Consider the following 16,228-nt stretch of genomic DNA (forward strand, 5'->3'; position numbering starts at 1 on the left):
ATTTGCTGATGTTTTTTACATTGGAAAAAGGCAAGGTATTCTTTTGTGCAAAGTCGCTGGGATGCTTTTCCTCGTTATTCAATCACCCCTGATTCTGTAATGGTGACATCCGCTGTGACATGTACTTTTAGATTTTGATAGTCCGTCTCCCATTGTTTAAAGTTAAATTTCCTTGTGCGACTTTTTATAAAATGGCCGAAACCGACAGGATCAATATTTTTTTCTTGAAACTGTTTGGTTAATTTTTCGCACTCAAACTCTATTTTCTTATTTAATTTCTTCTCGATCATTTTGAGTTCCTTCGGCGTTACCTTTATGCCCGAGTATTCATTTAATATTGCATTTACTTTGATATGGACATTTATGGCAGGCGTATTCCTTGAAACTAGCTTCATTTTGTATTTGGAACGGATACTTTCAACGGCTGCTAATTCCTTACCAACCTTCAATTTTAGAGAGCCTTGACTATATTGGTCGACTAGGAGCTTGAAAAAGAACATTTTCTCGGCAGGAATGGTTGTCACCACATGACCATACCTAAAGAAACTGACGCCACTTATTTCAATCTGGTTTTTTTGGATGAGTCTTAACTGGGGGAGATAAGGCGTTTTCCCCCTTTGATTAAAATCAGATAAAAACCGTTGCAGATTGGTTTTAGGCAAGTCCTTTGTTTTCATATTATGGCTAATGAGATTGGAGATATAAATAGCTGTCCCTCGCTTTCCATAATTGCTCTCAATAATTTTCCTGGCTTCCCCTTGTGTCTCAGCAAGGAAAATACCTGCGCCAACACTGGGATCGCGTTGAAAAGAGTCAATTAGGTCAAGAATCCCTTTTTTGCGCGCTAGTTGTTCACCAAATAAAACAATTTTCAAGCTCCCCGTTACGATTGGATCCTGAGACTGCCGCTGGACATCGCTCAGGAAGTCCCTGCTTAACGAAGAATTGGCCGAGTACGTTTTATTTTCGACTGCTTTATCTGGTAAATAGATAGGGACCAATGCGGTTCCACGCAGCTTTCCATTCACATAATCATAGGCAGATCCTGATTCAAGATTGACATCATCAAGGATTTCCTTTTGGACACAACCGCTAAGAGCGAATGCTACAACGATAGACAGAATGAGAGCTTTCCTCATTTTTTCTTCACCTTCTTGACAATCAACATAAGAAAAAATAATGCCGGGATATACCCATAATTAATGACAAAGGAAACTTTTCCGGTATAGTCAATCAAGGTGTTTATTTGCTCCCGGGTCTTAAAAAAATTTATGCCAATTAAGATGACGATTGATAAAATGATCACTCCATATTTTTGCTGGATGTGAAGGACTTTTTTTGTAATCCGACTTGCACACCAGAGAGCAATACAAAAATTGGGTAGGATGATAATGTTCCAATTGGCAATCCCAATGTATTCAAATCTCTCCACGAAAGGCATTTGAACGACCTTCCACATCGTTAAGGTTGCCCAGACATTCTTTTGTAGTTGTCCCTCTGAAAAATAAGCGAATGTAATAATGGTGAGAGCCGTATAAAGAACAGTACTATAAAGGACCCCCAGATGAGCCCATTTCTTTGATTTTTGTGGATCTTTAATATATGGGTAAATAAACAATAGGATTTCATAGCCCAGGTAGGTAAGCGACATTTGATAGGATGCCAGCAAGAGACTCTTTATCGAGTGATCAAAGATAGGCAGTAGATTTCTAAGATCTGCATACGGAATGGCAAAGAAAAAGGTGAAAATTAAGTAGAGCGGAAGAATCACGCCAAAGAATGCCACGCCAGTTACCGTTCTAAAGCCACCAAAAATGATATAAATCGCTAAACCGCAAAATGCCAAAGAATACCAAAAGACACTCATATCCTGAAACATCCATACTTGGATAACCTCGATATACGTTCTTATCAGCGTGATTGCAACAATGGAAAAATAGACAATAAAAGGAAGGGTTATAAGCTTGCCGACAACCCTTCCGAACACGAAGGTATGAGCGTCCATAATATCCCCATCGACGGATTCTAAGATCTTGTACATCATCCATAGGATGATATGGATGCTGAGGCCGGCGATAATAACAGAAATCCAGGCATCATAACCAGCCGTGAGTGCAATGATTCGCTGGAAACCTAATACGCCAATTCCAAGTTGCATGGAGTGGACGAGAAAAAAGACTAAAAAAGGTGATACTTTTGCTTTTTCAGGCACTACTTGTCCCATTGCCGTATCCTCCGGTTCCTATTCGTCAATATCGCCCCTTTTTTTCTTTTTCGTCAGGGTAAAACGAAGAGGCTGTAATGTTCTTAACGTTTGTGGACGCATTGTTTGTTTTCTGAATGGCAGTCTAATCAGGGAATCCTTCATATCCGTCAATCGTGGTGGATAGATAGGTTCCAAGAAAGGCCGATTCAGTGAGGTAAGCCTTAGTAGGTGTGTCATTAACAAACAGAAACAAAAGACAATTCCTAGCAGTCCCCACAGTTCGGCAAAGAACAAAAAGGGAAAGCGTAATAAACGTATTGCGTTGCCCATTTTATAGACAGGCGTGGTAAAAGATGCCAAGGCGGCAAGTGCGACGATAATTAACAATACATTACTCGTTAGCCCTGCTTCTACCGATGCTGTTCCGATAACAATCCCACCTACGATACCAATTGTTTGCCCAACCTTGGTTGGAAGACGAGCTCCAGCCTCTCTCAGCAATTCAATGGTCAGCTCAAGAAAAAGGGCTTCTAGAATAGGAGGGAGAGGTATTTCACGCCGAGAAGTGACCAAGGTATTCATTAAATCCTTTGGAATCAGTTCATAATGGTAGGAAAGAGTCGCGACATAAATGGGTGTGATCAATATAGAAAAGGCAACCGCAAATAAGCGAATTAACCGGAAAAAAGACGACAGAATCCAATTCAGAAAATAATCCTCAAACGAACTAAAAAACTCAACCAGTGTTGTAGGGGTAATCAAGGCTTGAGGTGAACCATCAACGAATATAGCAATTTTCCCTTCTGCCAAAATGGCCGTGACCCTATCAGGCCGCTCCGTATCAAGTAGCTGCGGAAAAGGGGAATTTTTGTTGTCAGAGATTAATTGAACAATATAAGAGCTATCCGTAATGGCATCGAATTTCACGTTTTTAATCCGATCCGTGACGTTTTGAACATTAACAGGATCTGTGATCCCCTCCATATGAAGAATGGCAACTTTTGTTTTGGAAAGTGTTCCGACTGTGTACTCTTCAATTATTAATTCTTTTACAGGCAAGCGCTTGCGAATTAAGTTTAAATTTTGTTCTAACGATTCAATGAAGGCCTCCTTCGGGCCAATGACACTAAATTCGACTTCCGGCTGGGTAATGCTGCGAACGACCTCTTTTTGGGCAGCGATAAAGGCAAAATTTTTCTGGTCTGTTTCTAGTGTTAATAGAACATAACCATTAAAGAGCTTCTGCTCCATTTCGCTCGGATCGCTACTGATTTGCAAGTCAGCAATCGGAATGATTTTCTTAATATCTTCAATCGTTTCAAAGGACTTTTCTAGTAAAAATGGCAGAGCATTTTCTTGTAAAATACTTTCGTCAATCAGTGTAGTGATAAAGGAAAATGAAAATTTTTTGTTTGTATGTTGATTGATATAGGAGACCTGTTTAAAATCATGAGAACGTTGAAGATATTCTTCCAATGATTTTTTTTCGTCTAGCTGCTCGTGCTTTTTTGTGAACCAGCCCATAATCAGTCGTTCACCGCCATACTCTTTTTTATTGTATCGTCTCTGTTAAGTGCTTATGAATACAAAGGTATCATCCTGTTTAGACTAAAATGGAAACAAGTGTTAGTGTATCCATTTTGTAAATACCTATGCATAGCCAATCCTTTAGGAACTGAAAGCTTCCGAATAGGAATATGTTCCCTATTTCGACAGACGGGGAAATAGGGAAGCACTGGTGATTACAATGTTCTCCTGTTTTTTTCATAATGAAGACAAAGGAAATAGTACCAATAAAACGGGGATTGAAGGGATCGCAATGGTGCAGACAATAGGTCGGGAAGAAAGATTACTAGTTAAGATTACACTAATCAGAAAAAGACTGATTGATGCTGCCGCTAAGTTTGGTCTAACCGATGAACGTGTCATTCACTTAAGTCAAGAGTTAGATTTGTTAATTAATGATGTCCAAAAAGGACAGAACGGAACAGTCCCGAACCATATAGCCTATAAATTCGAAGGTTATCAGGCAAAAGGAGGACACATCAGTGAGGGGTAATCCTAAAAGTAAGTCTTTTCGAAGTTCTAGAGTCGCTCCACCCAATAGGAACCTACAACTTGCCCATTTCGATTTGCTTATTACCGAACGGGATTTAGCCGAAAGTAAGTTAAAGGCAAGTGAAGAAAGATTTGAAATGATTTTCAAGAATCTAGATGTAGGAATATGGTCCATGAACTTCCCCTCCATGGAGGTGGTGTTCGCCTCCCCTGCCTTAGAAAAACTGACAGGTTACTCCATCCAGTCCTTTTTAACGGGCGAAATGCCTTGGAGTAAGTTGATTCATCCTGATGATTATAACGAGTACGTCGCTCTTCAACAAAAACTTCAGCATGGTGAGATGATCCAGCATCAATATCGAATCATGGATATCCACGGTACGATTAAGTGGATTGAGGACAAAACTTTTCCGGTATTAAATGAAGACGGTCACTTAATCCGACTGGATGGGATTGTCCAGGATATCAGTGAACGAAAACGTTATGAGGAAAGAATTAATTATTTGGCCTTCCATGATTACTTAACAGAACTTCCGAACCGCAGGTTGTTTGACCAACGGCTAGAGGAGTTAATTTCCAACTATCAAAGTGACAGGGATAAATTTGCCTTGTTTTACTTAGATATGGATCGCTTCAAATTTGTCAATGATACGCTTGGTCATGAAATTGGGGATGCCCTCCTACGGGAAATTTCCCAAAGGCTTTCTTCTATAGCTGGGAATAAAGCAGTATTTAGAGCAGGTGGAGATGAATTCACGATAATTCAATTGAATATTGATGCTATGGACCCGGTTATGTTTGGTCAGGAAGTCATTCATGAAATCGAAAAGCCCTTTGAAATCGAGGGCTATGAGCTTCACATGACCACGAGTATCGGGATTAGTATCTTTCCAGACAATGGAGAAACGTTAAAAATGTTAAAAATGAATGCAGATGCTGCTCTTTTCCGAGCCAAGGAATTAGGGAAAAATAATGTCCAGTTGTTTACGAAATCCTTAAATACGGAGTCTTATAAACGATTTACCTTAGAAAGTGACTTAAGAAAGGCAATACCAAGGGAAGAATTTATTCTCCATTATCAACCTCGTGTTGATACGCTAACGGGAGAAATGGTCGGGGCAGAAGCGTTGATCCGCTGGAATCACCCTAGTTTGGGGCTGGTCTCACCAGGAGAATTTATCCCATTGGCAGAAGAAACAGGTGTAATCCATGACATGAGTGATTGGGTGATAAGACAAGTCTGTCAACAGCTGCAGGAGTGGAAAGAGGCAGGCTATCCACTTGTGCCCATTTCGATCAATCTTTCGGAAAAAACGTTAATGAAGGCGGATATTGTTGAAAAAATTAAACGGAAATTAGCACGGTATTGTATTTCGCCAAGTCTGATCGAAATTGAGATTACCGAGGACTCCTTAATTAAAAATGAAGGGACGGCGTTAGCAACGATTCAGCAGTTGCGGGAGATGGGGCTAGCGATTGCTCTTGATGATTTTGGAACGGGCTACTCTTCTATCGGCTATTTGAAGAAATTTAAGGTTGATTGTATTAAAATTGACCGTTCGTTTATCAAACATATCGATGATAATATTGAGGATTCCACCATCGTCCAATCGATTATTTTATTGGCAAAGGGCTTACGCTTAAAGATTGTTGCGGAAGGCGTAGAAACTCTCGACCAATGGGAGGTGCTGAAATATTTAAATTGCCATTATATTCAAGGCTATTTGTTTAGTAAGCCACTTCCAGCCGAGCGGTTGGCCCAGTTATTACGTCTTGAGAAGCTCCTGCCTGTACCGGATGTAACGTAAATAAAAAAGCCTTACCCGATGGTAAAGGCTTTTTTTATATGTTTGTCAGACAATGTAATTGAAGGGTATGGCCGTTCCCTTACCACTCTTTTGGCGTATAATCCAGGTCAGCAAATAATTGTGCTTTTTCCTTTTTCGTTAAATCACGCCATTGTCCAATCGGTAAGTTGCCTAGATGGATATTCATGATCCTTGTTCGCTGCAGTAGCACTACTTCGTAACCAAGGGCTGAGCACATGCGCCGGATTTGCCGATTCAGACCTTGTGTTAAGATGATTTGAAATACATATTTTGAAAGCTGGTTGACTTTGCAAGGAAGTGTTTTCGTATTCAAAATTTCGACCCCGGCTGCCATCCTTTTTAAAAACTCTTCGGTGATTGGCTTGTCCACTGTGACAATATATTCTTTTTCATGCTTGTTTTCGGCACGGAGGATTTCATTGACAATGTCCCCGTCATTCGTAAGTAAAATGAGGCCATCAGAATCTTTATCTAATCGACCAATGTGGAAGATACGCAATGGATGATTGACAAAATCAACGATATTTCCTTTCACATGCCTCTCCGTTGTGCTCGTGATCCCGACCGGTTTATTTAAGGCAATATAGACATACTGACTGGTAACCTTAATCGGACTGCCATCGATGCGAACCTGATCACCTGGCTCCACTTGGCTGCCAATCTGGGCAACCTTGCCATTAATCGTCACCCTGCCCTCACTAATTAACTTATCCGCCCCTCTTCGCGACGACTTCCCCGACTCACTAATAAACTTATTAATTCGAATGATAACCACAACCTTAAGTGGAATAATATGATTAAGAATAACCCAAACCCTCTAACCTTTTCAAGCTGGTGAATATGTGAAAAAATTCACATGGGGTCTGACCCCCAACGACATAAATAGTTCACATAAATTGGAATAAAGTGGGTTGTTTTTTTTGCCTATAGCACTATAATGATTTTAATTTAACTGAATTCCACTGATGCGCAATAATGAGGAAGGAGTCTTTTTTATGATCCATTGGGTGAAGTGGCTTGAATGGGCTTTCGGAGTTTTTGCAGTGGCTGCCATTTGGTATTCAGTACATAATTTTAAAAGCATAAAAAAAATTTTAGTTGGCCGCCCGTTAAGAACCGCAGAACTAAAGAGCCAGCATACCAAACTAGTATGGTTGATTGCTCTCCCCATTTTATCTGCAGATTTGTACTCGTCTGTCTCATACGGACCGGAATCAGGTTTAACCGAATTGGCCTCTCTTGGGGAGGATGCAAAGTGGTTGATCATTCCGATTACCCTCGCAACTATTTTTCTTTTAGGAATACTTATCTTATCTTATATCATGGGAATATTGGCCTATCCGAATGGCGGAGGGGCGTATGCGATTGCAAAGGATAACTTTAAAACAAAATGGCCTGCCCTTATTGCTTCAAGTGCCTTACTGATAGATTACATTCTTACAGTCGCCGTCTCCATATCAGCTGCGATGGAGGCGATTGTCTCAGCCTATCCTAACGTTGAACCCTACGAGACACTTTTGGCGATTGGTTGTGTTTTGCTCCTCGTGTTAATTAATTTACGTGGGGTAGCTGAATCCGCAAGAGTACTGGCTTGGCCGACGATTGGCTTCATAATTTGTATGTTGTTTATTATTGGCACAGGATTTATCGATGGATTTAAGGAGGGCTTTACCAAGTCCACTACTCCGAGTATCGGAATCATCCCAGAGGGACTATCGACATTGTTACTTTTAAAGGCATTTAGTTCTGCTTGCTCGGCATTGACGGGAATTGAGACCATTTCAAATTCGGTTCCTGTTTTTCGCGCACCACAAAAGAAAAATGCTATAAAAACCTATATTGCTTTAGGGATCATAACTTCCATCACGTTAATTGGATTTTCCTTTCACTTATTTATAAATGGAATTTCAGTTAAGCCCCATAATACAATGTTGTCGCAATTAACTGGATTGTATTTTGGAAATGGTTTGATCTATCAAGTGATTATCTGGTTTACGTTTATCGTGTTAATTTTAGCAGCCAATTCTACCTTTAATGGCTTTTCACAGTTAGGGGCCATTGTCGCCGCCGATGGGTTCTTACCGAGGGCATTATTACATCGAGGTGACCGGCTTGGCTATTCGAATGGGATTATCGTTTTAGCAGCTTGCGCAAGCTTGCTCATTATTGGTTTCAAAGCCCACACCAATGCCTTGATTCCTTTATATGCGATCGGTGTCTTTCTCTCGTTTTCGATTGCCCAATTTGGGTTAATCCACAGATGGTTAAAGGTGAAAGGTACCCATTGGCATTGGAAGCTGGCAATCAATACGGTAGGAGCAATCATCACTACTGCCGTCGCTATTATTTTTTCCATAACAAAATTTAGTGGTGGTGCCTGGATTGTGCTAGTTATTTTGCCGATATTCGTCCTTTGTTCCTTAGCTATTCATCGTCATTATGAAGAAATCGTCGTCGAACTGAAACTTGAACCTGGAATTGTTCCTGTGGCAAGGAAGGTCCTTTCTATTGTACTAATTTCAGGTGTTCACCAGGTTGTCAATCATACTTTATCTTTTGCAAAGGGATTGAATGGGGACGTAATCGCTGTCTATATAGGGTTTGATGATGAAGCAATACATGAGATGGAAGAGAGATGGTCAGAATGGGGCAGCCCTTGTCGATTGGTCTGTCTGAAGAGTAAATATCGCTCCCTTATTGAGCCGTTAGCTAGATTAATAAAAGTTCTTGAAGAAAAGCAAGAGGAAAGGATGATTCATATCCTTATCCCACAGTTTATCCCCGTAAAATGGTGGCATAATTTATTACACAACCATAGCGCATTAGTGTTACGGGTTTGGTTTTTGCAACATAAAGATATCGCGGTCACGACTGTGCCCTACCATTTAAAAAAATAGTTTGTCAAAGAAATGCGACCAATCTACCAAATTTATATAAAAATACCAATTTTATCGCCAAAATATGACGAAATATTTGGGAAATCCATGCTATTTTATTGATAATAAACATAGATGGAGAGATTGGTATGAAAAAATTAGCAGCGAGTATCATCCTTTTGGTAAGTCTCTTTTTTTTCACAAATCACACAGAAGCAACGGGAAGTTCACAGTTAATTATCATTAACAAAACAACAAATACGCTGGCTTTTTACAATGGTGGTGCTTTAGTAAAGACATTTAACGTTGCTACCGGTAGAGCCATTTCCTATACACCAGAAGGGACGTTTAAGATCGTCAATAAGATTAAAAATCGCCCCTATTATACAGAAAATATCCCGGGTGGTGATCCTCGTAATCCGCTCGGGGACCGTTGGCTCGGCCTTGAAGCAAGGGGAACATATGGGACCACCTATGCCATTCATGGGAACAATAATGAAAGCTCGATTGGGAAGTATGCCAGTTCCGGCTGTGTAAGGATGCATAATCAAGAAGTTCGCTGGCTGTTTGACCAGGTCTCGGTATCTACACCTGTCATCATCACCCGGTCGAACAGCAGCTTTGAGGCAATTGCCAAGGCTAATGGCTATGAGGTAAGTGACGCCGTTAATGTCGGCGGTGTCGTTAATGCGCCTAAGAACGAAAATGGCTGGGTCGGATCTGCTAATCAAAAGTATTACTATACTAATGGCGTTGCGAAAACAGGCTGGCAAACGATCGAGGGAAAACGATACTTTTTCGCTAGTACTGGGGTGATGAAGACGGGCTGGCTGACGAGCGATGGAAAAAAATATTACCTGAATCAAAGTGGCGTCATGCAAACGAAGTGGCTGACGATCAGTGACAAGAAATATTATTTGGATGCTAATGGGGTAATGCAATTAGGCTGGATGGAACTGGACGGAAAGAAATACTTTTTTGAAAAAAACGGTGTGATGAAGAGCGGTTGGCTCGAGATCGATGGCAGAAAATATTTCTTTGAAAATAGTGGGGTGATGAAGACAGGCTGGATGTCTGAAGGGGATAAACGGTTTTATTTAGATGCCAATGGGGTGGTGACCACCGGCTGGCATGAAGCAGACGGCAAGAAATATTATTTTGATACTGCTGGAGTGATGAAAACGGACTGGGTGAGTGTGGTAGGAAAATGGTATTATTTTGACAACTTAGGTGTGATGAAGACAGGTTGGATTAATGATCAGGGCCGCTGGTACTTTCTCAATTCTAGCGGTGGCATGGAGGCTGCATGGAAGACTACTGACGATGTAATGTCGGTGGAAAAGACCCCCGACTTCTGGAAACACTATTTTTCTAATCTATCCGAAGTCTGGGTACCTGGCTGGCTAAAATACAAAAATGAATGGTATTATCTCAATGTTAATAAGGATATGGCGATAACCGCTATAAAGGATGAACAGTTAAGCAGCTAACTAGTGGGTGGATCTGAGAAAATTCAGGTCCTTTTTTTGACCTATATCTGTAAACATTTTTGTTTACGTCTTGTCTACGTCTTGTTTACGATTTTGTTTACTTGTATGCAATTCTGTATACGACAAGTATACAAAGTTGTATACACCAAGTGGTGGAGGGTTGTATACAACTTTGTGGTGTTTGTTTACAAAAGATGTATACATTCTGGAAAAGTTTACAACTTGTTTACTCTTTTACACTTTCATATCTTTTCTGCCAGAGCCATTGTATAATCTAGCAAACTTCGCTAGCCTTAATAGAAAGCAGCTATGTACATAGCTTACTCAAACTATTAAATGAAAAGGAATGATGTGTAGATGACGAAATCTAGAGTTGCCGCTATTGATGTAGGAAATGACTCGATCAAGGCCATTTTCGGAGAATTAGAGTATGAATTAAATATTCCTAACATTATTGCTCGTGACACAGAAGACCGTCCCGTTATCGGGATTGAAGAGCTTGATAGCAAGAATCCTCTTGATGGCATCCACGTCAAAGTGCACTCCCCTGCCCTAAAAGAGAACAATGTCATTTATCGCGTGGGCCATTTAGCGACCAAAAGTAATAACGCAACCGAACTTGACCCTGGCAGCAGTAAGTCAGAGGAAGATCAAACCTTGATTATGCTGTTCACTACATTGGCCTTAGATGCCGTGAAACAAGAGAATTTTCCACAGGTGAAAAATGTGATCGATGCCAGTTATACATTAGGGACGGGTCTCCCCCTTCGTGAAGTAAAGGAAGGTAAGGATGCTGGCTATCGCTCGAAATTAGTGGGTTCAGTGCATCAGGTTGAATTTTTAGTGACACCTAAATACCAAGGGCTGAAGGTTAATATTAAGTTTAATGAGGTGAAGGTGTATCCAGAGGGCTTCGCGGCTTACATCAACCTCGTTATGGATAACGATTTAAAAATTATTAATAAAGATTTGATTGATAAGCGGATTTTGATTCAAGATATCGGGGGCTTATCAACTGATATTGCTGTTATTAAGAATCGTAATGTTGATGACGATAAGGCCCAAGGATTTAATCTAGGAGTTTCTGAATCATTAGAAGCGATTCGCGAGGAAATTAGAACAAAGCATGGCGTGGAGCTGGACAGCCGCCGCGATGTGGTTGAAATCATCACTAGAAAAAATGATCGCAATCATATTATGGTCAAAGGGAGCAGGACAAGCGTCCATGACATTACCGACCGCATATTGCTGGATTTAGCGAAAAAGCAATATCGCTTATTACGTAATGTATGGCAAAAGAATTCGCAAACGGAAATCTGCTATTTTGTTGGGGGCGGCGCCCATGTTTTAAAGGATTATTTGAAGACATTAAATAATAATTTAGACGGCTACAATATCGAATTTTTTGAAGATGATAAGGAAAGCATTTGGATGATGGCCAATGCCTATTATAAGCTCATCATGGATTTTGTCAGAAAGACGGAGAAACCAAAAGAACCAGTCAAGACTAAATAGGTGATTATATGAATAAAACTTCGTCCAATGAAATTAAGCGAGGCCAAGCGCTATCCTTTCGTGTCCCCGCTGATACACCTGACCATGTCATTAAGCAGTTGCAAAAATTGAAAGAAACAGAGCGGCGGAATTTTTCGAGTAAAATAGCAGAGTTTGTCATGCAAGGGGTGAGCCACTCCCTTTCCCGGGAAAAGGAAACGATCACGATTCCCCTCCCCCAGAAATTAACGAAAGCCCAGCGTAACTGGTTAAAGCATGAGCACTCTGAAGCCCTGCTGGGGAGTATTCTTTATCAGTTAATTACTGATCCAGTTCGCTCAACGGCATTGCTTGCTTCGTTAAATAGCCATTCGGTAGATATTGATGAAGCCCTATACCTTCAAGAAGAAGTATATCCCGAGGAACTTCAACAAGATGACAGCTATCAGCAGATAGCTGCAACGAAGGAAGATTCTTCCTTCCCACTCGATTTAGATGATATGGAAGATGATCTCGAAGGATTTGATTGGGAAAGTGCGCGATCAAAGGAGCCGGTTAAAGAGGAAGCTGAAATAGAAGAAGATATTGATGACTTACTTGGTGGTTTTCTTGCGAATATGAATAAGTAATCAAAAGGGCCTGACCTCAAATGCCGCCTGCATGCGGCTAGAGGTTGGGCCCCTTCTTATGAGTTAGTGCTGTTTATTCGGCATTCGTTGGCTTTTTTGACTTGTAGCTTGCCGTTGTTTATTTTTCTGATCCTTTTCCTGCCTTTCATGCAGCTTTTCAACAAATTCATGTGTGCTTTCTTGATCCATTAGCGAGACCTCCTTCAAAATTGAACCAATGTTATTGTGACCATCCAGCTTAGAAATATGTGGAAGGATCGTCGGAAAATAACTATTTTCTAAATTGGTTTTAATCATTATCATTGTACATATGTATTTAATTGTGAATGTGATGAATGAAAATATGAAAGGTGGTGGGAAATGAATGGATTTGCCCGCTAATCTTGTCCTTCAAGACGGTACATTAAACGAGCAGTTGATTCTAAAAAGGGAAACTCTCTATCAAGGGATGAACGGAAGGCTGATTGAACGATTTTATTTGAACCCGACCACAAGCCTTATTTTTAAACCGTTAACCAATAATGGTCAAATCGGCAAAGAAGTATGGATTAATGAACAAGTCCTCCCCTTACTCCCTGCGATATACCCAAAAATATTCTCCTATTCTATTCATGAGGATCCCAATCTAAATTGGATGATTCTTGAGGATCTTGGAAAACTACTTCATGAGTTTCATGAGGAGCTTGTTTTACGTGTGGCAAGGTCGGCCGCAGGGTGGCACTCCCTCTCGCTTGAAAAACTCATAGGTGTTCCTGAAATAGGACTGAAGCCGCCATTTGTCGACGTGGTGGCTGAGATAAGAAGCAGGAAAGAAGAGCTTCTGTTGCTTGTGCCGCTTCTCAATCTCAAGGAGGAAGACCTCCACCAACTGTATGCCCTCCTGGATCAAGTCGTTTTTTCAGATAGGCTTGTTTTGTCACATGGCGATTTACATGTGGGTAACTTTGCGGTGGTGCGAGATCAATTGATGATTTTGGACTGGGAGCATGCGCATTTATCCATGCCGTACTGGGATTTGTATCATTTAATTGATATGTCCCATCCGCTTTTTCCGAAAAAAGTGACGAGCGCGCTGCGTGAGAATGCCTTGAATGCCTACCTTGATCGGGTTGACTTTGTGGTCGATCGGGATATGTTTAGCCAAGAGTATTATCTATTTTCTGCGGTGTTCTCTATGTGGATGCTATTGTTGATTCAGAAGGATTTGCAGGGAAATGGCGGGAAATGGTCTATCGAGCAACTGAAGGCCCAGTTTCAGGAAACAGCCGCAAGTCTAGGGCAGTGCCTCGAGGCTTTATCGAAAAAAAGCTAACCCGCGTGGGTTAGCTTTTTTGAATGGAGTGCTAGCACTAATCTTTATGCCTTCTGTTCGGTTAACTTGATGATTTCAATGACTGTTTGCGTGGCTTTAATCATATTATCAACCGAGATAAATTCAAATTTACCGTGGAAGTTTTCGCCGCCAGTAAAAATATTCGGAGTCGGCAGCCCCATATAGGATAGCTGGGAGCCGTCCGTACCGCCACGAATGGGTCTAGTAATCGGCTCGATGCCCAAGCTCACCATCGCTTCATGAGCAATGTCGACAATTTCAATGACCGGCTCAATTTTTTCCTTCATGTTGTAATACTGATCTTTCAGCTCCAGGACAATCTTATCTGCCCCATATTTCGCTTGCAGTTCGTGCACGATGGCCTCTAGGGTTGCCTTACGGGCATTGAAAATCTTCCGGTCGTGATCACGAATGATGTACTGAAGATTTGTTTGCTCGACATCTCCAGTAAAAGCGAGCAGATGGAAGAAGCCTTCGTATCCTTCGGTATATTCAGGCGCTTCTTGTGCTGGTAGCTTGCTATGTAATTCCATCGCTATTTTTATGGAATTGACCATTTTATCCTTCGCAGAGCCTGGGTGAATATTGCTGCCTTTTATCGTGATCTTGGCACCTGCCGCATTAAAGCTTTCGTACTCTAACTCCCCAAGCGGCCCGCCGTCAACCGTGTAGGCATAGTCGGCCTTGAAGGCTGCAACGTCGAACTTATGGGGGCCTCTGCCGATTTCTTCATCTGGGGTGAACGCAACGCGGACCCTACCGTGTTTAATTTCCGGATGGTTAATCAGATAGGCCATGGCAGTCATGATTTCAGTGACACCAGCTTTGTTGTCGGCCCCAAGCAGTGTCGTACCGTCTGTCGTAATGAGGGTATGACCCTTGTATCCAGGGAGGTTTGGGAAGTCCTGTACTGACATGACTACTTTTAAGGCATCATTTAGGACAATGTCGCCGCCATCATAGTTTTCAACGACCTGAGGGTTGACGTTTTTTCCGGTGAAGTCGGTGGCTGTGTCAACATGGGCAAGAAAGCCAATGGTCGGTACGGCCTTTTCGGTGTTTGCCTCTAGGGTTGCCATAACGTAGCCATTGTCATCAATGCTGACTTCTTCCATGCCAATTTGTTTCAGTTCTTCAACCAGCATGCGCAGGAGGGTCCATTGCCCTTCAGTCGATGGACAGGTTTCGCTATTTTCATTTGACTGTGTGTCGACTTTTACATAGGAAGTAAAGCGTTCCATGAGTTCGTTTTTCACTTTTATGACACTCCCCTTTATTTGTTATAATCATAATTATCATATCACTTCGTGAAGACGGATACATCTATTTCAGCAGGTAACTTGGTGGTGGAGCGGTTGGAATCATGTGCATGATCATACACTCCGATGAGTCATCCTAAACAATCCTTGTTGACCGTATCGGTTGTCCTTGTCTTTATTCTACTTTCTGGGGATGTTCAGTGAAATGACTGATGAAAAGTGGAGCGTTTTTTGACACAAAAATAAGGCGGAAGCTCTGTACATAGGGGCTTCCGCTTTTCTATTACCTATTTTTCTCTTGCCATTTTGACTAGGGTCGTCATATCGCTTGAGAGCGTGGTGAAATTGGGTGAGTCTGATTTAATATTGGCTTTTATGCCATCAATAAGTGGCAAGGCCTTTGGGTTTGTGATGGTTAATATTTGAACTTGATTGTTAAAGGCCTTCTCCATTATCTCCTTTGCTCGATCTAAATTATCATCATTATTTAGTTTTGAAGGGTCTACGCCATCAATATCCCCTTTTCCAGAAGCTCCCGCCGTGTTCTTCAAGACTTGACTTTGCATCTCATCATACCGGGTCGATGTGGCTTCATTTTGGGCACGTGCGAGAATAATCGTATCATCTAATACAAAAACCTTAATCCCCGGTATTCCTTCTCCGGAAAGCCTTGATTCTAAATGGGAGGAGATCCCGCCATCGTGGAGACTGGAGCTGCCAATGAGACTATAAACATTTGTCCCCATCCCATTCGTCGTTTGCTGCTGCTTATTTGTCGTTTGTTTTTTGGACCGGTCAATACTAGGAATCACATTTGGATTGTTAGTATGGCCTTCTACATGTCCATTCCCTTTTGTGTTTAAAGACTTGTCATCGAGGGTTGTTGCCGCCCCTACCTTGTTTTCCCCTTGCTGCGCTGAGCAGCCACCAGACAGAATTAGCAATGCAGTCATGAAAGGTACAAAAGAAACTAACCGTAATCTTTTCATAAAAATTTCCTCCTTTTCTTATCATGCTCCCCATTTTTTTTTTAAGTATGAGTGGATTATTTTGG

14 protein-coding genes are annotated in these 16,228 nt (G+C 41.4%); 7 read left to right on the plus strand and 7 right to left on the minus strand.

Annotated features, from left to right (window positions below):
• Window positions 1-74: 74 nt before the first annotated feature.
• From TY15_RS14960 to TY15_RS14970, 3 genes are read right to left on the minus strand one after another with little or no spacing between them, the layout of a single operon-like run.
• On the minus strand, window positions 75-1,139 hold the full coding sequence (locus TY15_RS14960) for a Ger(x)C family spore germination protein (RefSeq protein ID WP_040206771.1): 1,065 nt from the start codon (window positions 1,137-1,139) through the stop codon (window positions 75-77).
• Window positions 1,136-2,224, minus strand: coding sequence for a GerAB/ArcD/ProY family transporter (locus TY15_RS14965; protein ID WP_040206772.1), 1,089 nt, complete (start codon window positions 2,222-2,224; stop codon window positions 1,136-1,138). Before TY15_RS14965 ends, TY15_RS14960 begins: the two co-directional genes overlap by 4 nt.
• An 18-nt stretch (window positions 2,225-2,242) precedes the next feature.
• Window positions 2,243-3,730: a spore germination protein gene (locus TY15_RS14970; protein WP_040206774.1), complete on the minus strand. Its 1,488-nt coding sequence runs from the start codon at window positions 3,728-3,730 to the stop codon at window positions 2,243-2,245.
• Window positions 3,731-3,953: 223 nt separating this feature from the next.
• Between TY15_RS14970 and TY15_RS14975 the strand changes: the two genes are divergently transcribed.
• Window positions 3,954-4,265 carry an aspartyl-phosphate phosphatase Spo0E family protein gene (locus tag TY15_RS14975; protein ID WP_040206775.1) on the plus strand — a complete coding sequence of 104 codons (312 nt, stop codon included), beginning with the start codon at window positions 3,954-3,956 and terminating at the stop codon, window positions 4,263-4,265.
• Entirely contained in the window at window positions 4,255-6,072 is a 1,818-nt protein-coding gene (locus TY15_RS14980; protein WP_052353801.1) for a putative bifunctional diguanylate cyclase/phosphodiesterase, read from the plus strand. The genes TY15_RS14975 and TY15_RS14980 overlap by 11 nt, the downstream gene beginning before the upstream one ends.
• A gap of 79 nt (window positions 6,073-6,151) precedes the next feature.
• Here the strand turns inward: TY15_RS14980 and rluF are convergent, their stop codons facing one another.
• Window positions 6,152-6,859: a 23S rRNA pseudouridine(2604) synthase RluF gene (gene rluF / locus TY15_RS14985; protein ID WP_040206895.1), complete on the minus strand. Its 708-nt coding sequence runs from the start codon at window positions 6,857-6,859 to the stop codon at window positions 6,152-6,154.
• Window positions 6,860-7,088: 229 nt separating this feature from the next.
• On the opposite strand from rluF, the gene TY15_RS14990 reads away from it, so the two are divergent.
• From TY15_RS14990 to TY15_RS15005, 4 genes are all read left to right on the plus strand, one after another.
• Complete coding sequence (locus tag TY15_RS14990) at window positions 7,089-8,990, plus strand: APC family permease (RefSeq protein WP_042374929.1); 1,902 nt, start codon at window positions 7,089-7,091, stop codon at window positions 8,988-8,990.
• A gap of 128 nt (window positions 8,991-9,118) precedes the next feature.
• Window positions 9,119-10,459 (plus strand): L,D-transpeptidase family protein, encoded by a 1,341-nt coding sequence (locus tag TY15_RS25360; protein WP_052353802.1) that lies wholly within the window; start codon window positions 9,119-9,121, stop codon window positions 10,457-10,459.
• Between the two features lie 357 nt (window positions 10,460-10,816).
• Window positions 10,817-11,974, plus strand: a complete 1,158-nt coding sequence (locus TY15_RS15000; RefSeq protein ID WP_040206776.1) for a ParM/StbA family protein — start codon at window positions 10,817-10,819, stop codon at window positions 11,972-11,974.
• 8 nt (window positions 11,975-11,982) lie between these two features.
• Window positions 11,983-12,582 carry a hypothetical protein gene (locus TY15_RS15005; RefSeq protein ID WP_040206777.1) on the plus strand — a complete coding sequence of 200 codons (600 nt, stop codon included), beginning with the start codon at window positions 11,983-11,985 and terminating at the stop codon, window positions 12,580-12,582.
• Window positions 12,583-12,645: 63 nt separating this feature from the next.
• On the opposite strand, the gene TY15_RS23250 is transcribed toward TY15_RS15005, so the two are convergent.
• A complete protein-coding gene (locus TY15_RS23250) occupies window positions 12,646-12,771 on the minus strand; it encodes a DUF4023 domain-containing protein (protein ID WP_052353803.1) in 126 nt (41 codons plus the stop codon).
• A 175-nt stretch (window positions 12,772-12,946) separates the two neighbouring features.
• Here TY15_RS23250 and TY15_RS15010 point away from each other — a divergent pair, with 175 nt between their 5' ends.
• Window positions 12,947-13,894 carry a phosphotransferase gene (locus TY15_RS15010; RefSeq protein ID WP_040206778.1) on the plus strand — a complete coding sequence of 316 codons (948 nt, stop codon included), beginning with the start codon at window positions 12,947-12,949 and terminating at the stop codon, window positions 13,892-13,894.
• 44 nt (window positions 13,895-13,938) lie between these two features.
• Here TY15_RS15010 and pepT read toward each other — a convergent pair whose 3' ends face one another.
• Together pepT and TY15_RS15020 are read right to left on the minus strand one after the other, a co-directional pair.
• Window positions 13,939-15,171, minus strand: a complete 1,233-nt coding sequence (gene pepT / locus TY15_RS15015) for a peptidase T (RefSeq protein WP_040206781.1) — start codon at window positions 15,169-15,171, stop codon at window positions 13,939-13,941.
• A gap of 290 nt (window positions 15,172-15,461) precedes the next feature.
• A complete protein-coding gene (locus TY15_RS15020; protein WP_052353804.1) occupies window positions 15,462-16,163 on the minus strand; it encodes a hypothetical protein in 702 nt (233 codons plus the stop codon).
• Window positions 16,164-16,228: the final 65 nt, after the last annotated feature.

The organism is Neobacillus jeddahensis (genome assembly GCF_000612625.1).
Classification (GTDB): Bacteria; Bacillota; Bacilli; order Bacillales; family Cytobacillaceae; genus Neobacillus; species Neobacillus jeddahensis.